We start from the raw sequence: 18740 nt of genomic DNA, 5'->3' as shown, positions 1-18740 counted from the left end.
TATGCTTTCTCTATAAATCACTGTTTAGTAAAACAACAAAAAGAAACTGTGAAGTTTCGATTCTCTCAAATTTTTCATAACATACTAACGTAGAAAGGACCGCAGCTCTATCGAGAGCACCGCGGTCCTTTCTTATTTGTTTTTATTGTCCTGCATGTGCCGGACGATTCTCCGCCACGTGCCGAACGATTCTCCGTCACGTGCCGGAGACTTCTCCTGCACGTGCCGGACGATGAGAAACCATTTCTGGATTTATTTTTCCACCAGTTCCACTGCTTTTCTGACAATGTCGCTTTGTTGGTTCATCACTTCAAAATATTCGCCCGTATCCCAAATGTCACGGGCGATAAGTGCCTTGAGCTGCGTACGCAGATAATTGAGGGTGCGGTCAAGCTCAGCCTTGTCCCTGGGCTCAATCTTCTGCTTTCTGCCATCGCTGAGAATGCTGTCCACCAACTGTTGTGGCACGGTGAAATGGTTAAGATACTCCTTGAAATGCGGATACTTTGCCTGAATTTGCCTGCGATGGTTGTCCATGTATTTCAGGTCATTGTCCATGACGATGCCTTTCGCCATCAGTCGCCGGTGGAAGTTTGTAAACTGAGTAGTGTCGAGAGGTACGAAATAGTCTGGCATGATGCCGCCTCCGCCATACACTGTGCGGTATTTTCGGAGTGTGTGGTATTTTAATGAGTCGGCGAAATGAATGCTGTCTGCGGAATAAAGCTCACCATGCTTGAAGCGTGTGTCGAGCTCCATCTCATAGTCTTTTCTGTCACCTTTGACATAAGGCTTCTGTATGCACCTGCCGGAAGGTGTGTAGTAATGTGCGATGGTGATCCGCATCATTGATCCGTCAGGGAAGTCGACAGGGCGCTGTACCAGGCCTTTGCCGAAGGTACGCCTGCCCACCACAGTGCCGCGGTCCTGGTCTTGCAGTGCTCCGGTAACGATCTCTGCAGCTGAGGCCGTGAATTCATTGACCAGTACAATGACCTTTCCATCCATCAGATGGCCGTTGCCTTTAGCCACATAGTCGTAGCGGGGTACCTGCCGCCCCTTGGTATATACGATGAGATCACCCTTCTTTAGGAACTCGTTGGCGATTTGTACGGCAGTCTGCAGATAGCCGCCGCCATTGTCTTGCAAGTCAAGAATAAGGTTTTTCATGCCTTGTTTTCCCAACTCGTTAACCGCCGACATGAACTCTTCGTAGGTTGTTGCGCCGAAGCTGCCAATGCGGATGTATCCGGTGGTGGGTTTGATCATATACCATCCGTCAAGGGTCTTGACGGGGATTTTATCGCGCACGACGGTGAAATAGAGCTTTTCGGCTATTCCTCTTCTGATGATGGTCAGGTTGACTTTGGTGTCTTTGGGTCCCCTGAGTCGCCGCATAATTTCCTCACGACTCATCTTTACGCCGGCGATAGCAGTGTCGTTGACGGCGATGATACGGTCTCCGGCCAGGATGCCCACCTTTTCAGAAGGTCCTTTTGCTACAGGCTGGATGACGAGAAGGGTATCTTCCTGCATGTTGAACTGCACGCCGATGCCGTCGAAGGAGCCGTTAAGCGACTCGTTCATGGCCTTTGTCTCTTTGGCGGTGGTGTAGGTGGAGTGGGGATCAAGCTTTTCAAGCATTCCGCGAATGCCGTCCTCCACAAGTTTCTGCTGGTTTACGGAGTCAACATAAAGATTGCTGATGGCAATTTCAGCGATTTGCAGCTTTCTTAATGGGCTCTCTTTGCCAAAGTCAAGACGCAGCTGGGCAGATAAAGGTAAAAAGGGACATAGGAAAAAAGGTAAAAAGAAGATTACCTTTATACATAACTTATGTTTCATACTGATACTGTCTTTTCCAATAGTTATTCCATGGGTTCCGTGTCTTCCGGTAAGTCTTCTTCGATAACCAGATTGTCGATAATAAAGTTTTGCCGCTCCATGGTGTTCTTTCCCATATAGTATTCGAGCAGCTTCTGCACTTGGTCGTTTTTGTGAAGTGTGACTTGTTCGAGTCGCATATCAGGCCCGATGAAATGGACAAATTCGTCGGGAGAGATCTCGCCGAGGCCCTTAAAGCGAGTAATTTCAGGGTCAGGTCCCAAGTCGCGGATGGCATTGACGCGCTCTTCTTCGGTATAACAATAACGTGTGATGAAATCGTTTTTCTTCTCGCCTTTCGCCAGTTGTGCGTCAGCTTCAGCAATGACTTTCTTGCTCTTGATCTTCGTACGACGGTTACGGACACGGAAGAGGGGCGTCTGGAGCACGTAGACATGTCCTTTCTTGATGAGCTCCGGATAGAACTGTAGAAAGAAGGTGATGATCAGCAGACGGATATGCATGCCGTCGACATCGGCATCTGTGGCTACGATGACTTTGTTGTAGCGCAGGTTGTCGAGGCCATCTTCAATGTCGAGTGCGGCCTGCAGCAGGTTGAACTCCTCGTTCTCATAGACAACTTTCTTTGTCAAGCCGAAAGAGTTAAGAGGCTTGCCGCGCAGTGAGAACACCGCCTGTGTGTTGACGTCGCGGCTCTTGGTGATGCTTCCGCTGGCGGAATCGCCCTCGGTAATGAAAATGCTTGAATCCTCCTTGCGGTCATCTTTGGTGTCGCTGTAGTGCACACGGCAGTCGCGCAGCTTGCGGTTGTGCAGGCTGGCTTTCTTGGCACGCTCGCGGGCCAGCTTTGTCACGCCTGCCATGGCCTTACGCTCATGCTCGCTTTCCTTGATTTTGTTTTCCAACACGTCGGCCACATCCTCCTTATGGATGTGGAGATAGTTGTCCACCTCGCGCTTGACGAAGTCGCCGATGTATTTGTTGATGGTCTCGCCTCCGGGCTCCATGAGTGTGGAACCAAGCTTGATCTTGGTCTGTGACTCAAAGACAGGCTCCTCCACATTGATGGCAATGGCCGCTACGATGCCATTGCGGATATCCGTGTACTCGTAGCTCTTGTCGTAGTATTCCTTAATGGTTTTGGCAATATGCTCTTTAAAGGCACTCTGATGGGTGCCTCCCTGGGTGGTGTGCTGGCCGTTGACAAAGCTATGGTACTCTTCGCCATACTGGTTGGTATGTGTAAAGGCAATCTCTATGTCCTCGCCTTTAAGGTGAATGATGGGATAGAGTGGGTCGGTGGTCATCGTGTCGACGAGCAGATCCTCCAAGCCATTGCGGCTCTTGATGCGGCGTCCGTTGTACATGATGGTAAGCCCGCTGTTCAGGTAAGTATAGTTGCGGAGCATGGTTTCCACGAACTCATCGTGAAACGAATAGTTCTTGAAGAGCGTGTTATCCGGCTCAAAGAAGATGTAAGTGCCGCTCTCGTCATGCGTTGGCTCAGTCTTGTCGCTCTTGAGCTTACCTCTCTCGAATGCAAGTGAGCGCACGTTCCCCTCCCGGTAACTCTTCACCTCGAAGTGTGCACTGAGGGCATTGACCGCCTTTACACCGACACCGTTGAGTCCTACGCTTTTCTTGAACGCCTTGGTGTCGTACTTTCCGCCGGTATTGAGCATGGACACGGCCTCAATGAGCTTGCCCTGCGGAATGCCGCGGCCATAATCGCGTACAGAGACGCGCAGATTGTCCTCTATGTCCACCTCAATACGGTCGCCGGCATTCATCTTGAACTCGTCGATGGAGTTGTCGATGACTTCTTTTAGCAGTACGTAGATGCCGTCCTCGGGCAGATTGCCGTCGCCCAGACGGCCGATATACATTCCCGGTCGTGTGCGCACGTGCTCCATGTCGGACAGGTGCCGGATATTGTCGTCGGTGTATGCCACCGTGTTATTAGGTGTTGTATTATTTTCCTGATTCATTTATTTCTTTTCGATAGCACCGTCTTCTTTTATGGTTGATATGTTCTAAGGAGTCCCATTGACCCTGTACGCCGTTGTTGGTCTCCATCTCTACATTGGTCTCACCCCATTTGAAACCGTAGTTGATGTAGCGCGGAATGAGGTCGGCGAAGAGCAGGGCGTTGGCGCCTTTGGTGCGGTACTCGGGCAGGAATCCGATAAGCAACAGGTCCACGCCGTCAGTCTTGTGCCATTTCAATGCCCTGAGCACATACCACCAGCCAAACGGAAGCAGCCGTCCGCGGTGACATTTCTGCATGGCCCGTGCCATGGAGGGCATGGTGATACCCACGCCGATGAGCTTGTTGTCTTTATTTCCGTCGACGACAAGTGTGATGAGATTGGGGTCAAGCATGGGCAAGTACGATTTTACGTAGTCGTCAATCTGTCGCCGAGTGAGTTCCACATAGCCGTAAAGATCTTTGTAGGTATCGTTGATAAGCTTGAATACTTCGTACGCGATAGTGCCTTTCTTGATTTCTTTTTTCGTTATTTTCCTAATATGAAGGTTATAACGGTTTTCAATCAGAGTGGCCAGCTTGGCAAACTTCTCCGGTGTCTTCTCCGGCATGGGGAGATAGTATTCTACGTAGTCGTTGTCCTTGACCCATCCGCCGAGCTTCTCCATGTGCTCGGGATAATAAGGAAAGTTGTAAATGGTTGGCATGGTGCCGAGCTTGTCGAAGCCTGCGATGAGCATGCCCTCAGGGTCGAGATCGGTGAATCCTAATGGCCCTATTATGGCTGTCATGCCTTTACTTCTTCCCCAGTTCTCTACGGCATTGAAGAGTGCTCTTGTTACATCAATGTCGTCAATGAAGTCGATCCATCCGAATCGTACATCTTTCTTTCCGAACTTTTCATTAGCGCGCTTATTGATGATGGCTGCAATGCGCCCGGCAATCTCCCCATCTTTGTAGGCGATGAAATACTCAGCCTCACAAAAATCGAAAGCTATATTGCGGTCGCGACGAAGCGTATTCATTTCGTCAAGAAACAGAGCTGGAGCATCATAAGGATTGCCTTGATAAAGATCGTAGTGGAAATCAATGAACGTGGCAAGGTCTTTTTGGTCTTCTACACGTTTTATTTCTATTGACATAGTTTTCTTATCCTAATTAATTGAAGTATAATCTATTAATAAGCAAAAGTACTCAAAAACGGGGAAAGGGCAAACGAGAAAAGCGTTTTTATTTAAAAAAACAGTTCGATGGTCTTATTTAGCCTCAAAATCATTCAATTGGTTGAATCGCTCCTTAATGGTCTTTCTTCCTCGGAAAATGTTAATTTTCACCTGCTCTTCGGTCATGCCAAGGAGACGCGCGATATCCCTGTAAGGCTTGCCCTCAAAATCGCGGAGCTGAATGCATGCTTTCTGCTTTTCAGGCAGGGCATTGACAATACGCCGGACCATTGTTATCTGATCGTTGGCTATAGTTTGTTGTGACGGAGTGTAAGAATTGTCGGGTCGCTCATTCTGGGTGGCGTCGAGACTCTCGCTGTGTGAGCCGCGGCTCTTGACGAAATCGAGGGCTTTATTACGGCAGATCGTATAGCAGAAGGCCTCAATATTGTCGATATCAGTCCATGAATCGCGGCGATCCCATACCTTGATAAGTGTTTCCTGCACAATATCCTCAGCCTCGGCACTGTCGAGCGTAATGCGCAATGCCAGGCGATAGAGCTGATTTTTCAGCGGAAGAATATCATTTTGGAAATTAATCATTCAGTATTTACCATCCTTCACCTGTCTTTAACATCTGACAACTGTACCTCTGTCGGTGCCCAAATACTCAGCTTTTGTGATGATGACACGCTTTACACCTGCCTTTACAGCGATGAGCGCATTTTCTATCTTTGGTTTCATGCCTCCACTGATAATGCCTTCAGCGGTGAGTTTGGAGAAGTCACTCCTTGTGATAACGGGGATGATGCTGCCGGTATCATCAGGATTGGCGAGCACTCCTGGCTTTTCAAGACAGAAGATCAAGCTGACATCGAAGAAAGGAGCCAACGCTTTGGCCGTTTCAGACGCGATGGTGTCGGCATTCGTATTGAGCAGAGACCCCTTGCCATCGTGGGTGAGTGGAGCTATGACTGGGGTCAATTGGTGCTCCAACAGGGCAGCCAGTTGCTGGCCATCAGTGAAGTCGACATCCCCGACGAAACCATAGTCTATTCCATTGCGTAGTGGTCTGCGGTGGCTCAGCATGACGTTCATGTCGGCCCCCGTCAGTCCGAGGGCGTTGATTCCGCGGGTTTGAAGCTGGGCCACAATGTCCTTGTTGACCAGTCCGCCATAAACCATCGTGACCACTTCAAGCATGTTCGCATCGGTGATGCGGCGGCCATCTACCATCTTTGTTTCTATTCCCAAGGCTGAAGCCACCTTCGTTGCCCTGCGGCCGCCACCGTGAACAAGCACTTTGCAGCCGTCAATCTGGGCGAATCGGTCAAGGAATTCATTGAGACGTGACTTGTCTTCCACTATGGCGCCGCCGACCTTTATAATCGTTAGATTCTGCATATCTATAACATATTGATTGGAATAGGGAATGTTGATGATCGAAGGGCTACAGTAATTACTCGAGATAGGTATAGCCGTAAAGCCCAGACCGATAAGTTGCGAGGAACTCTTTGCCTTCTTCCAGTGGGAGCTTGCCTTCCTTGACACTTTTTGTGACCCATTGCTCCAATTGGCGTACCAGCTTCTTGGGATTGTACTGTACGTACTCAAGCACTTCCTCCACAGTCTCTCCATCGATGATCTGGTCAATGTGATAAGTGCTGTCTTTCACCGAGATGTGTGCGGCTGTGGTGTCACCGAAGAGGTTATGCATGTCGCCAAGTATTTCCTGATAAGCGCCGACAAGGAAGACACCAATATAGTAAGGCTCGTTCTTACACAATGCATGTACGGGAAGCACATTGCTTTGCGATCCCCTGACTGCAAAGTTGGCCACCTTTCCGTCCGAGTCGCAGGTGATATCCTGCAGCGTACAGTTACGTGTCGGCGCTTCATTGAGCCGCTCTATTGGCATGATAGGGAAGAGTTGGTCAATGCCCCAGCAGTCTGGCAGCGACTGGAAGAGTGAAAAGTTACAGAAGTACTTGTCGGCCAGCAGTGTGTCGAGGCCGCGCAGCTCATCAGGCACGTGTTTCATTCGCTTGGCCATAGAGTCTATTTCGTGGCATACGCTCCAGTACATGGCCTCTACTTCCGCACGGGTTTTTAAGTCAACCATGCCGTGAGCGAACATGTCAAGGCAATCTTCGCGTATCTGGTCGGCATCATGCCAGTCCTCTAACATTGATTTTGGACTGATGTTGCACCAGATATCATAGAGGTCGCGCACCAGTTGATGGTCAGTCGGCTTTGCCTCAAACTCCTCCGGCATCTCCGGCAAAGAAGCGACACCAAGTACGTCAAGGATGAGTACAGAGTGGTGAGCAGCAAGCGACCGCCCGCTTTCGGTGATAATGTTAGGGTGGGGGATATCGTTCTTGTTGGCAATATCTACGAAGGCATATATACAGTCGTTAATGTATTCTTGAATGGAATAGTTGACCGAACTTTCTGAGTTGCTGGACCGTGTGCCATCGTAGTCCACGCCGAGTCCGCCCCCACAATCCACATATTCTATATTATAGCCCATCTTTCTCAGGTTGGCATAATATTGTGCTGCCTCGGTAAGCGCATTCTGCATGCGGCGTATCTTTGTGATCTGTGAGCCTATATGGAAGTGGATAAGCTTCACGCCGTCGTGCAGTTCGTACTCGTCAAGCTTGTTTAAAGCCTCAAGCAGTTCAGAGGGGGTGAGGCCGAATTTCGACGCGTCGCCGCCGCTCTCTGCCCATTTGCCAGAGCCTGACGAGGCGAGTTTGATGCGGATACCGATGTTTGGCATTACCTTCAACCGCTTTGCAGTCTTGGCAATGACGTCTATCTCGTTGAGCTTTTCCACGACGATGAAGATGTGCTTACCGAGTTTCTGCGCCAGGATGGCAAGTTCAATATAGCTCTCATCCTTGTAGCCATTGCAGATGATGAGAGAGTCGCTTTTGCACTGTTGGGCAATCACAGCGTGCAGCTCCGGTTTGGATCCAGCCTCAAGACCAAGGTTAAACTTACGTCCGTGTGTGGTGATTTCATCAACAACGGGCTGCATTTGGTTGACTTTGATAGGATAGATGATAAAGCTATGTCCCTTGAAATCGTACTCTTTCCTTGCCTTATCATAGCACGAAGCCATCTTTTCGATGCGGTTATCGAGAATGTCAGGGAAGCGAAGCAATACTGGAGGTGTGACATCTCGGAGTTCCAATTCGTCCATCACCTCACGCAAATCAATCTTGACATCGCTCTTTACAGGCGACACGTAGACGTGCCCTTGCTCATTGATGCCGAAATAAGAGGTGCCCCATCCTTTGATGTTATAGAGTTCCTCAGAGTCTTCAATCGTCCATTTCTTCATTCTAATTCCAGTTCTCTTCGAATTGCGTCAACAGTAGTTTTAATCTTTTCCCTGCTGTCCATCAATGTCACATCAATGATATGCTTTGCTTTTTTGTAATATGATTCCCGCTCTTTGAGTTGTGTCTGGATAAAGCTTTTCACCTCATCGGGAGTTTTGTTCAACAATAAAGGTCTGACTGTTTTTCCCATTTTGAGGTGCTTGTAGAGCACCTCGGGTGTGCATTTCAGATAGACTGTCTCGCCTTGGCGGTTGATGTAGTCCATGTTGTCGAAGAAACATGGTGTGCCTCCCCCGCATGAGATGATGACATTCTCAAACTCAGCTACCTCATGAAGCATGTTGTGCTCGATCTTTCGGAAGCCTTCCTCGCCATCCTCGTCGAAGATTTGCTTCACCTTGCGCCTCATTCGGGTTTCTATATACCAGTCGAGGTCGTAGAACGGTAACCCTGTTGCCAGGCTCAGGTCATGGCCTACGGTGGTCTTCCCGGAGCCCATATAGCCGATGATGATGATTCTCCTCATAAGCAGTTGTCAGCTCTTACGTCCTCGGCGAGGCTTTGGTTCCGGCGCATTCTTGACGATATCCATACATTCGTCGTATGAAAGATCGCCGGCAAGAGCGCGTTCGTGCAGTTTCTTATCAATATGATAGTTCTTGCCATCATAGGCGATGTAGGGTCCGAACCGGCCTTTGAGCAGTTCCAGCTTGTCGTCCTCACTGAACGTCTTGATATGCCGTTCTCTCTCTGTCTTTCGTTTGGCCTCAATGAGTTCGATGGCACGCTCAAGGGTTATCGCCATTGGATCCTCACTCTTCGGGATTGACACATATTTCTTATTGTGCAGCACATACGGTCCAAAGCGCCCTGCGCCGATGGTCACGTCGGCGCCCTCATATTTGCCTACCTTGCGGGGTAGCTTGAAGAGATCGAGGGCCTCGTCGAGCGTGATAGTCTCAATGCTCTTGTCCTTAGGCATCTGTGCGAACAGCGGTTTTTCGTCCTCGCTGGCGGCACCAATCTGCACCACAGGCCCAAAGCGGCCAATCTTTACGAAAACAGGCTTGCCGCTCTTCGGATCGATGCCTATCTGCCGTTCACCTGCCTTATGTTCAGACCGTTGGCTGATGACTTCTTCCACTTGTGGTTCAAACTTGTCGTCGAACTTGTGGAGCATCTCTTTCCAGTCCTCTTTACCCTCAGCAATGTTATCAAACTGCCCTTCTACCTTGGCGGTAAAGTTATAATCCATGATCTCAGGGAAGTTCTTTTGAAGGAAGTCATTGACCACAATGCCGATGTCTGTCGGTATGAGTTTTCCCCGCTCTGAGCCTGCTAACTCTACTTTCTTCTGCTGGGTGATGGTCTCGCCCTGCAAAGTGTCAATGGTGTAGGGGCGTTCTTTACCGGGCTTATCACCTTTGACGACATATTCGCGCAGCTGGATGGTTGAGATCGTTGGCGCATATGTTGACGGGCGGCCGATGCCAAGCTCTTCCAATTTGTGTACAAGGCTGGCCTCGGTATATCGTGCGGGAGCTTGGGTGAAACGCTCTGTGGCGGTGATTTCCTTACGTTCAAGGTTATCGCCGACTTGGAGAGCAGGCAGGATGTTGGTATTCTCTGTCTTGCCGTCCGCTTCCTCGTCGGTCGATTCATGGTACACTTTCAGGAATCCATCAAAGACTACAACTTCACCGTTGGCTGTGAAATGCTCGGTGTTGTTGTCCATATCGATGATGGCAGTGGTCTTCTCTATCTTCGCCTCCGCCATCTGCGAAGCGATGGTGCGTTTCCAGATGAGGTCGTAAAGGCGGCGTTCCTGTGGGCCCCATTCTCCTTTTTCGGTATTGGCAAAGGTCGGGCGGATGGCCTCGTGGGCTTCCTGTGCGCCTTTCGACTTGGTTTGGAACTCACGTGGATGGCTGTAGTCGGCGCCATACTCTTTGATGATCTCCTCCTTGCATGCGTTCAAGGCGAGTGTAGAGAGATGTACGCTGTCGGTACGCATGTAGGTGATACGTCCACTCTCATAGAGTCGTTGCGCCACCAGCATCGTTTGTGAAACGGTGAATCCGAGTTTGCGTGCGGCTTCCTGCTGCAGGGTAGAAGTCGTGAACGGTGGTGCCGGCATGCGCTTGAGAGGCTTCTTTGAAATGTCGCTTACTACAAACGAGGCGGCCTTACACTTCTCTAAGAAGGTCTCAGCCTCTTCGTAAGTCTTGAAACGGGAGTCGAGCTCTGCTCTCACCTCGCTGCCGTCGTGCATGGTGAAGATTGCATTCACCCGATAGAACGGTTCGCTGTTGAATTGCTGAATCTCGCGCTCGCGCTCCACGATGAGTTTTACTGCCACGCTCTGCACTCGTCCTGCAGAGAGAGCTGGTTTTACCTTGCGCCAAAGCACTGGTGAGAGCTTAAAGCCCACAATGCGGTCGAGTACGCGCCGCGCCTGTTGGGCATCGACAAGATTCATGTCCAAATGCCGGGGGTGCGCTATGGCTTGCAGAATGGCGTTCTTGGTGATTTCATGGAAAACAATGCGTGATGTCTTGGCCTCGTCGAGGCCAAGCACCTCACACAGATGCCAGCTGATGGCTTCTCCCTCGCGGTCTTCATCGGATGCAAGCCATACCTTCTTGGCTGCCTTGGCGTTCTTCTTCAGTTCGGCAACGACTTTCTTCTTATCCTCCGGTATTTCGTAAACAGGGCTCAGCGTATCTTTGCCGATGCTGAGCTCTTTCTTTTTCAAGTCGCGGATGTGTCCGTAGCTTGACATTACTTTATAATCCTTGCCAAGGAACTTCTCAATAGTCTTGGCTTTGGCGGGGCTCTCTACTATCACTAAGTTGTCTTGCATACAATAGCGCGTTTATTAATGGTCGGACTATGTCCGCATAGTCGGCCTATGACAATTTGGGAGGCAAAAGTAAGCATTTCACTTGCCAATACATTATTAGATAGGCAAGAATTTAGGTTTTTTAATATCTCCCTATGGTCTCCACCTCACTAACAGCTCGTTAAGTGCCTGGCGTATAGAGCGCATGCCGAAGAGCTCGGTGTGGATGTCCTTCAGCGGAATCCATTGATAGGACGCGGCATCATCGCCGGCACTGAGACGGGTAAAGTCCTGGACTTTACATAGGAAGAAGAAATCCATTGTGGGGATTTGGAATCCCGAATAGTAGTAGACGTTGGGGAAGCTGAAGAGATATTTCGTCTCCGTTACTTCCAGTCCGGTCTCTTCTCTGACCTCTCGTTTCATGCCTTCCTCGGCAGTCTCGTCCATGTCGACGAATCCTCCGGGAAGGTCGAGCGTGCCTTTTGCAGGCTCTTTCTTGCGGGTTAGCACAAGCAACTCGTTGTTGTCATTGAGGATGAATGCGGCCGTGGCAGCGCTGGGATTGAGATAATACACGAAGCCGCAATTCTTACATTTCTTGCTTTTCCCGTCATTGTTGACGAAATGTTTGCTGCCGCAAACCGGACAATAGCTGAACTTTTCTAATGGGTGCATATGAATAATTGGAAGTTATTAGGGGTGATGTGTTTAAGAGGCAAGAGTTACAACAAACTCTTTATCTCTGCGTCAATGTTTTTAATCTGTACGTCGCGCTTCTGCAGCACGTTGTTCTTATCGATGAGGAAGAATGTCGGCACTTGCTGTACGTTGTAGGCTGAAGCGGCCTGTATGCTGCCGTTCTCGTCGCGGACGCAGATCCAAGGCAGCGCCGCTACCTGCTCTTTCCAGAAGTGTTCGTCGGGGTCGAGGCTCACCTGATAGATTTCCAGGCCCTGTGCATGATACTTGTTGTAAAGGTCGCGCAGCCACATGATGCGCTGTGTGCTGTTTTTGGAAGCGAAGACATGGAAGTCGAGTAGCACCACCTTTCCCTTGAGGCTGGTCAGCTTTCTCACCACGCCCTCATGGTCGGGCAAAGCTATTTCGATGACTCCGGAGACCGAGACTTTGTTTGCAGGCAGAGTCTGGGCCTGTTGCGCCTGCACGATACGGAGGTCGCGCATGCCGGCCAGGGCGATGTTGTGGAGGTTCTCGCCACGCTCTGATTTCGGGTAATAAGTGTCCCAACTGGTGGCTACGGCGGCGTAGACCTGTACGTCGGCCTTGCTGCTGTGTGCGTCGAAGATGTTTAAAGGCCGGCCTCCGAGCACGACGGTCTGGAAGAGCGCGAAATAAGAGTACGCTTTCATTGGCGCTTTGAAGATGTAATCGTTCTTGACAGTATTCTTGTAGTTGTTGAGCACCACTTTTATGCTGTCAGTCTCTTTCTCGTAGGGCACGCTGGGATTGTTGGCGATGGCGTTGATCTGTGTCTGTAAGTTCATCTGCATCATGGCAAGCTCCTTGATTTTCGCGCATTCTTCCGAACCTTCCACATTATATTTATACGACATGGTGGGATAGGAGGCATTGATCTTCACGTCCTCAGTAGAGTCGATGGCGACATTGATGAGCTGGCGGTCAATGCGCAGGCGGTAGAACTCGGGGTTGCCGGGAGCCTTGGCGGCAAATGAGAAAGAGCCGTCGGCGCCGAGCTTGACGGAGTCGACAGTGACGGGACCGTTCAGCCCCATGTTCTCAAAGTAAAGCAGTGAATCCTTGGCATCGGTGATAGTGCCGGACACATGAAACTTCTTTTGCGTGCATGACGTGATGCTCATTGCGGCAAGTGCCAGAACGGCTGCCGTGAATAAATGGCGTATCTTCATAATGATTTTTTATTTTCTCTGCAGAATTAGCTTAATCAATTGTAAAGACAAAATGACAGTTCTGTTTTTTTAGGGGTGGTCTGGCACGTGCCGAACGATTCTCCGGCACGTGCTGTATAGTTCTCCGGCACGTGCCGTACGATTCTCCGGCACGTGCTGTACGATCTATTTCTTTTGTTTTTTCTTCTGTTGTGGCTTGGCCAGCGGCTTGGCAGCAGGTTCGCTTATGGGTTGTAGCTTGAGAATGCTGTCATATTTAGTCTTGTCGGCCAGGAGGTCGAAGGCAGCCTTCACCTGCTTGTCGGTGCGCAGCATGTTTTCTACGGCGCCTCGCTGGAAATAGTAGGCCGTAACGATGTCGTTGGTAAGCACCTGCATGATGCTTTCCTTGGCAAGGTCCAGGTCTTTGGCGAGATTGTGATGCAACTTCTTGCGCAATGCTTCAAATTCCGGCTTGGCATCCTCGTAATAGCCCTCAAACTTTGCGAGTTTCTCCAGTTCGTTCAGCTGTTTGTCGCTCATGGGGTCGTACTTGAATGAGCTTGCAAGCACTGTCTGCTTGAAGTCGTTGAAGTCTGCATCGGTCAGCTGGAAGTCGGCGGGCTTGGTGATAGTCGGGTGGGCGGCGATGTATTTCTCTTCCCATGAATTGACCAGCTCGTTGGAGTCGCGCACGGCTGCAAGGTAATAGGTGATATTGGGCATGGAATCGGCTTCCACCTTGATATCGGGCATGATGCCGCCTCCGTCGCGCACGGTGCGGCCGTGAAGTGTCTTGAAGGCGCGGGTGAGCGAATCGGCCACGACCTCCTCACCACCTGTGGCCGTGTGCTTGTAGTTGATTTTCTGTATGCATCGTCCGGAAGGGATGTAGTATTTATTGGTGGTGAGTTTCATCTGCGTGTTATAAGGCAGATTTATGACGGTCTGCACGAGGCCTTTTCCATAGGTTTTTGTACCCATCACCACGGCGCGGTCGAAGTCCTGCAGCGATCCACTGGTGATCTCAGCAGACGAGGCTGTGTTGCCGTTCACGAGTACCACAATGGGTAAGACGGTATCCACAGGCTCCACCTGAGTATAGTAGTCGTGGTTGGCTTTCTTCAGTTTTCCGCGGTTGCTCACCACGAGACGCCCCTTGGGTACAAAGCTGTTGACGATACTCACGGCCTCATATTCTGATCCGCCGCCGTTGCCCCGCAGGTCGAACACCAGGCCTTTCATACCTTTTTCCTTCATGTCGATGACGGCGTTGCGTACGGCTTTTCCACAGCCTTCGGTGAAGGAGTTGAGGTTGAGATAGCCGAAGCCGTTTTTCTGTACGCCGTAGTAGGGCACTGCCGGCATTTGGATGACGCGGCGTGTAATCTTGAATTTCATATCCTTTCCTGTTGACGGGCGGCGGATTTTCAGTTCAAAGGTGGATCCTGCATCACCCCGCAGATGGCTGCTCACGTAAGCGTTGTCCTTCTTTGTCATGTCTTCTCCATCAATGGTGAGGATGATGTCGCCCTTCTTCAGCCCTGCCTCGGCGGCGGGGTTGTTCTCGTAAGGCTCGTCGATGCATACTCGGCCAAGCTTGAAATTGTAGCGTATGAGGGAGCCTATGCCGGCATACTTGCCGGTAAGCATCATCCGTAAGTCCTGGCTTTGGCTGGTGGGATAGTATTCGGTGTAGGGGTCAAGGCTGCGCAACATGGCGTTGATGCCAGTGCCGACGGTGACATCGGCGTCGAGCGTGTCGACATACATCATGTCGAGATTCTTGTAGATGGTATTGAAGATGTCGAGGTTTTTTGCCACCTTGAAATAATGCTCGTCCTTGTTTTGCGCATAACCGAGAATGCCGGTGAAGAGGCAGAGCAATAACAAATATGTCTTTCGCATGTATGATGAAGTATTTACGATATAGAAACTTGATCAAGTATTCCTTTTTGCTTTATGCTGTGCAAAGATACGAATAATCAAGCCCTTTCAGCCTAAAAGAAGCACAAAAATAACATCTATGAAGAAAAAAGATAAAAAACTTTCGAAAAAGTTTGGTCGGTTCGAAGATTGTACGTACCTTTGCAACCGCAAATCAGAAATGATAAGCACACTGCTTCAGTAGCTCAGTTGGTTAGAGCACCTGACTGTTAATCAGGGGGTCGTTGGTTCAAGCCCATCCTGGAGCGCAAAGAAGAGCAACTTTAGGTTGCCCTTTTTTTATGTTCAAGCTTTTCCTGAGCGTGTCCTTGTGTCATGGTGAACGTCGTTGGATCGCAGCTTTTTTTTATCTTTCTGAGGATCTTGATTTTTGTTTGCCAATCTATTTCAAGAGTGAGGAAATGATGATGTGGAGGTTGGTGAACTGTAGAATAATCATCCAGAAGGAACGGAAGAAGTGTGCAAAAAGCCGGCAAATACTTGGAGGATTGAAATAGCTGCTTCACGGTGTCGGGTTTATTGAAGGCATGTTGTCCGGTCTCGGCCTTCCCGGTTTTATTGCTTACGGATGCCTGTTGGTCGAGCTTGTGGGTGCCGCTTTCATCCTGGTGGGTTTGTGGACGCGTGCCGCCTCGGTGGTAGTGCTGTTCAACATGGTTGTGGCCATTCTTATGGCTCATGCCGCTCAGCTCTTCAGCCTTGATCCTATGACAGGTGGTCTGATGATTGAGGACCCGCTGCTTTTTCTTCTTGGTTCCGCTGCTCTCTGCTTCACTGGAGGCGGCAAGTATGCCATCACCAAAAACAATATTTTCAGTTAAAAGAGTGTTTCATGCCATCAGGGGTCGCGCCGGAAGTGCGACCCCTGATGGTTTTGTTAGATCTTGTTCAGAATGTCATTGCATAGCGAGTAGCATTTTGCCATCATGCGTGGGATGTGGAAGGGTCCTTTGAAGAGATTGCCTTTTGCCGGCTGTGCCACTGTTCCGTCGCGATGCAGGTAGCCGAACCACTCGCCGAAATCCTTGTCAGGGAAGTGGGCATAGGTCCATTCGCTGATCTGACGGTGACGGTAGAGATACTCGTCGTCGTCGGTGGCAAGATAGGCATAGAGCGATGCAATGATGGCCTCACACTGCGGCCACCAGAACTTCATGTCCTGTGAGTAGTCCTGTGGCGGCAGGTTCTTGCAGTCGCGGAAATTGATGATGCCGCCGTACTGCTTGTCCCAGCCCCACTCCCATGACCAGTTGAAGACGGTGAGCGCGGTGTCAAGAAGTTGCTTGTCCCAGTTGCGATAGCGGGCTTCTTCCATGAGAAACCATGCCGTCTCGATGCAGTGCCCCGGGTTGATGGCGCGTGTCATATTGGTGTCGATAAACTCACCGTTGGGCCCAACGGTCTCCAGGAGTGCCTTAAACTCCGGGTGCATGAAGTACCGGCGCAGCTTTTCCACACTCTCGTCAATCTGCTGAGTGAGCACTGGGTCATTGATGACGGCGCGGATGCGTGACCCCACGTTGATGAGGATCATCACGATGCTGTGGCTTTGCAATTCTACATCTGGCTCAAACTTCGGCTCCAGGTATCCCGGTGTGTTGAGGAATCGCTGCAAGTCGTGGAAGATATCCAAGGCCCTTTGTGCATAGTGCTTGTCGCCTGTGGCGATGGCATATTCAGACAATGCGATGGCCGCAAAAGTCTCGCTGAACACATAGCGGCGTTTTCGCAAGGGGCGTCCATCCTTGGTGACGGAGAAATACATGTGTCCGTCGGCATCGAAGCAATACTTCTCAAAGAAGTCGATGGTGTTCTTAGCGGCGTCGAGCCACTCCTGACGGTGCTCCACGTTGTTGTAAGCGAAAGCGCAGACGAAGGCAAAGCGCCCCTGGAACCACACGCTCTTGGTGGTGTCCATCAGCGTGCCGTCGCGGTTGAGGCACGTATAGACCCCTCCGTGCTTGCGGTCCCAGCCGTGTTGCAGCCAGAAAGCCATGATGTTCTCCGTAAGGTCATGCTTGTAGGTGTCTGCCCAGCGGCTAAGATATGTCTTTTTATCAATCATAATAGTGATACGTATAGTTATCTCTCAAAGGCGGTGGTGTAGCCGGCGGTCTGCTTGAGTGCGTGATCATTATTCATCGTCGATGTGGACAGCGGCCACAGCACCTTGTAAGCGTCGGCTGTATTCAGGATAGGTCCTTCGCTGCCCATCGCTCCGGGGATGAACGGATAGTTGACCGACGAGTCAAAGACCAGCGACTGCCCGTTGGCATCGGTCATGCGGATGAGATTGAACCACCGCTTTCCTTCGAATACGAATTCCTTATCGTCTTCTGCCAATATGGCTTTGGTGTTCTCATACTGACTTTGTTTGGTGTAAGGCGTGTATTCACTGCCATGGAAAGCACGTGCACGGATCTCATTGATATAAGGTGATGGGTCACCGCCTAAGTCGTTTTCCACTTCCGCCATGAGCAGCAACACTTCCGCATAACGGAAGATAGGGCCGTCGGCATCGAGATAATGAGTGCCTTCATTCGTAGAATAGGTACCCGAAAACTTGGGTACGAGCACGCCGAAGTTAGCTCCTGTCGCCTCTTTCTTGGTGTCTGTCTTCACGGCAAAGAAAGTGGCATCGCGCCGCGTGTCCTTCTCGTCGAATGATCGCCAGAAGCTCTCTTTGTACTGATAACGCAGAAGTCCGTTGATCAGGGTGTAGGTGCCATACGTCTGTGTTTTATCCAGCGTGAGCGGTTGGTTGTCGAGCGTGAAGCCGGTGGTAAAGAAGTTAGCTTGTGCCAAGGCTTGGCTAATGTTGGGGAAATACACCTTGTCGGTCTGGTTGAATGGCACGGCGAGGATGTTTTCTTTGTTGGAAGCCTTAAAGTCGGGGCGGAAGGCCTGATAAAATTCCGGCATAAGCTTGAACTTTCCGCTGCTGATGATTGTCTGCAGCGCGGTCTTTGCAGTTTGCAGATCACTCTGTCCTGTCGCAGCCTGATCACCCGTAGTCACCTTGGCAGCCCATGTGTAGATGTTTGCCTTAAGGATCAGCGTGGCATAGAGGCTCCAGTTGTATTGGTCTTGCCATCCATTGCTGCCGGCTGCGGTATATTGCTTCTCCGACTCGTCGATGTCGGTCTTGAGGAGCTTCATGATTTCAGAGGCATTGGTGCGTGGGCGTGACAACCGCGCGGCCGATACCTCACCGTCGGTGATGGCCACATCGGTCACTAAGGGCACATTGCCCCATGTACGGTAGAGGAAGAAATAGTAATAGGCGCGCATGCCGTAGGCTTGTGCCAGAAAAAGCGCTTTCTGTTTGTCGGAAAGGAAGCTGCAGTTGGGTATCTGTTGGATGGCGAGGTTCACGCGGACAATGTAACTATAGATGTTGTTCCAGTTGTTGAACATGGCATTATCTTCACGCAGATCCTGCTTGATGATAGTCTGATTGTTCATGGATTCTCCAAAGACGGAGACGCCCGTACCGTCGTCGCCGTTGCCCAATAGCCCGCCACGGATCTCGCCCATGGTGAAGTTGTCACCATAAGCGGAGCGGAGATAGCTGTTCAGTCCGGTCATATAACCGCTCACTTGTGCGTTGTCCCGCCAGAAGTTGCTACTGGCAAAGTAGTCGCTCGGTGACTGGTCGAGCGATTCGCAGCTTGTAAATGCCACCAAGGATCCTAAGGCAAGGCTGCTGAAAATGATATGGAATAGTTTCAT

The 18740-nt window shown here is 50.4% G+C and carries 14 protein-coding genes and 1 tRNA gene; 2 read left to right on the top strand and 13 right to left on the bottom strand.

The window, feature by feature from the left end; all coding sequences use genetic code 11:
- Positions 1 to 252 precede the first annotated feature (252 nt).
- The 11 genes from PREMU_RS02250 to PREMU_RS02200 form a co-directional block, all read right to left on the bottom strand.
- Positions 253 to 1845 carry a S41 family peptidase gene (locus PREMU_RS02250; RefSeq protein ID WP_007572807.1) on the bottom strand — a complete coding sequence of 531 codons (1593 nt, stop codon included), beginning with the start codon at positions 1843 to 1845 and terminating at the stop codon, positions 253 to 255.
- Positions 1846 to 1868: 23 nt separating this feature from the next.
- Entirely contained in the window at positions 1869 to 3833 is a 1965-nt protein-coding gene (locus PREMU_RS02245; RefSeq protein ID WP_007572806.1) for a DNA topoisomerase IV subunit B, read from the bottom strand.
- The gene (locus tag PREMU_RS02240; RefSeq protein WP_007572805.1) at positions 3817 to 4974 is read right to left on the bottom strand and encodes a hypothetical protein; all 1158 of its coding nucleotides are present in this window, start codon (positions 4972 to 4974) and stop codon (positions 3817 to 3819) included. Before PREMU_RS02240 ends, PREMU_RS02245 begins: the two co-directional genes overlap by 17 nt.
- A 114-nt stretch (positions 4975 to 5088) precedes the next feature.
- Positions 5089 to 5598 (bottom strand): RNA polymerase sigma factor, encoded by a 510-nt coding sequence (locus tag PREMU_RS02235; RefSeq protein ID WP_007572804.1) that lies wholly within the window; start codon positions 5596 to 5598, stop codon positions 5089 to 5091.
- Positions 5599 to 5625: 27 nt separating this feature from the next.
- Entirely contained in the window at positions 5626 to 6399 is a 774-nt protein-coding gene (gene argB, locus PREMU_RS02230; protein WP_007572803.1) for an acetylglutamate kinase, read from the bottom strand.
- 55 nt (positions 6400 to 6454) lie between these two features.
- On the bottom strand, positions 6455 to 8347 hold the full coding sequence (gene speA, locus PREMU_RS02225) for a biosynthetic arginine decarboxylase (protein WP_007572801.1): 1893 nt from the start codon (positions 8345 to 8347) through the stop codon (positions 6455 to 6457).
- The gene (locus PREMU_RS02220) at positions 8344 to 8874 is read right to left on the bottom strand and encodes a shikimate kinase (RefSeq protein ID WP_007572799.1); all 531 of its coding nucleotides are present in this window, start codon (positions 8872 to 8874) and stop codon (positions 8344 to 8346) included. The genes speA and PREMU_RS02220 overlap by 4 nt, the downstream gene beginning before the upstream one ends.
- 9 nt (positions 8875 to 8883) lie before the next feature.
- Positions 8884 to 11211, bottom strand: coding sequence for a type I DNA topoisomerase (gene topA / locus PREMU_RS02215; RefSeq protein ID WP_007572797.1), 2328 nt, complete (start codon positions 11209 to 11211; stop codon positions 8884 to 8886).
- Between the two features lie 132 nt (positions 11212 to 11343).
- Positions 11344 to 11868 carry an NUDIX domain-containing protein gene (locus PREMU_RS02210; protein WP_007572796.1) on the bottom strand — a complete coding sequence of 175 codons (525 nt, stop codon included), beginning with the start codon at positions 11866 to 11868 and terminating at the stop codon, positions 11344 to 11346.
- Between the two features lie 47 nt (positions 11869 to 11915).
- Positions 11916 to 13082, bottom strand: coding sequence for a TlpA disulfide reductase family protein (locus PREMU_RS02205; protein ID WP_007572795.1), 1167 nt, complete (start codon positions 13080 to 13082; stop codon positions 11916 to 11918).
- A gap of 165 nt (positions 13083 to 13247) precedes the next feature.
- Positions 13248 to 14969, bottom strand: a complete 1722-nt coding sequence (locus PREMU_RS02200; protein ID WP_007572794.1) for a S41 family peptidase — start codon at positions 14967 to 14969, stop codon at positions 13248 to 13250.
- A gap of 213 nt (positions 14970 to 15182) precedes the next feature.
- Here PREMU_RS02200 and PREMU_RS02195 point away from each other — a divergent pair.
- Positions 15183 to 15256, top strand: a tRNA-Asn gene (locus PREMU_RS02195).
- A gap of 249 nt (positions 15257 to 15505) precedes the next feature.
- Complete coding sequence (locus PREMU_RS02185) at positions 15506 to 15829, top strand: DoxX family protein (protein WP_007572793.1); 324 nt, start codon at positions 15506 to 15508, stop codon at positions 15827 to 15829.
- 56 nt (positions 15830 to 15885) lie between these two features.
- Here PREMU_RS02185 and PREMU_RS02180 read toward each other — a convergent pair whose 3' ends face one another.
- Positions 15886 to 17070 (bottom strand): AGE family epimerase/isomerase, encoded by a 1185-nt coding sequence (locus PREMU_RS02180; protein ID WP_040558547.1) that lies wholly within the window; start codon positions 17068 to 17070, stop codon positions 15886 to 15888.
- A 20-nt stretch (positions 17071 to 17090) separates the two neighbouring features.
- Positions 17091 to 18740, bottom strand: a complete 1650-nt coding sequence (locus PREMU_RS02175) for a RagB/SusD family nutrient uptake outer membrane protein (RefSeq protein ID WP_007572789.1) — start codon at positions 18738 to 18740, stop codon at positions 17091 to 17093.

The sequence above is a fragment of the Hallella multisaccharivorax DSM 17128 genome, assembly GCF_000218235.1.
Lineage (GTDB): Bacteria > Bacteroidota > Bacteroidia > Bacteroidales > Bacteroidaceae > Prevotella > Prevotella multisaccharivorax.
Note: the sequence above shows the minus strand (reverse complement) of the source record. Positions and strands in the feature narration are given on the sequence as shown.

Excerpts from the sequence above, each read along its gene's own strand:
- PREMU_RS02220 (WP_007572799.1), bottom strand. The coding sequence starts at position 8,874 with ATGAGGAGAATCATCATCATCGGCTATATGGGCTCCGGGAAGACCACC.
- PREMU_RS02250 (WP_007572807.1), bottom strand. The coding sequence starts at position 1,845 with ATGAAACATAAGTTATGTATAAAGGTAATCTTCTTTTTACCTTTTTTC.
- PREMU_RS02245 (WP_007572806.1), bottom strand. The coding sequence starts at position 3,833 with ATGAATCAGGAAAATAATACAACACCTAATAACACGGTGGCATACACC.
- topA (WP_007572797.1), bottom strand. The coding sequence starts at position 11,211 with ATGCAAGACAACTTAGTGATAGTAGAGAGCCCCGCCAAAGCCAAGACT.
- PREMU_RS02240 (WP_007572805.1), bottom strand. The coding sequence starts at position 4,974 with ATGTCAATAGAAATAAAACGTGTAGAAGACCAAAAAGACCTTGCCACG.
- argB (WP_007572803.1), bottom strand. The coding sequence starts at position 6,399 with ATGCAGAATCTAACGATTATAAAGGTCGGCGGCGCCATAGTGGAAGAC.
- speA (WP_007572801.1), bottom strand. The coding sequence starts at position 8,347 with ATGAAGAAATGGACGATTGAAGACTCTGAGGAACTCTATAACATCAAA.
- PREMU_RS02205 (WP_007572795.1), bottom strand. The coding sequence starts at position 13,082 with ATGAAGATACGCCATTTATTCACGGCAGCCGTTCTGGCACTTGCCGCA.
- PREMU_RS02235 (WP_007572804.1), bottom strand. The coding sequence starts at position 5,598 with ATGATTAATTTCCAAAATGATATTCTTCCGCTGAAAAATCAGCTCTAT.
- PREMU_RS02210 (WP_007572796.1), bottom strand. The coding sequence starts at position 11,868 with ATGCACCCATTAGAAAAGTTCAGCTATTGTCCGGTTTGCGGCAGCAAA.
- PREMU_RS02200 (WP_007572794.1), bottom strand. The coding sequence starts at position 14,969 with ATGCGAAAGACATATTTGTTATTGCTCTGCCTCTTCACCGGCATTCTC.
- PREMU_RS02175 (WP_007572789.1), bottom strand. The coding sequence starts at position 18,740 with ATGAAACTATTCCATATCATTTTCAGCAGCCTTGCCTTAGGATCCTTG.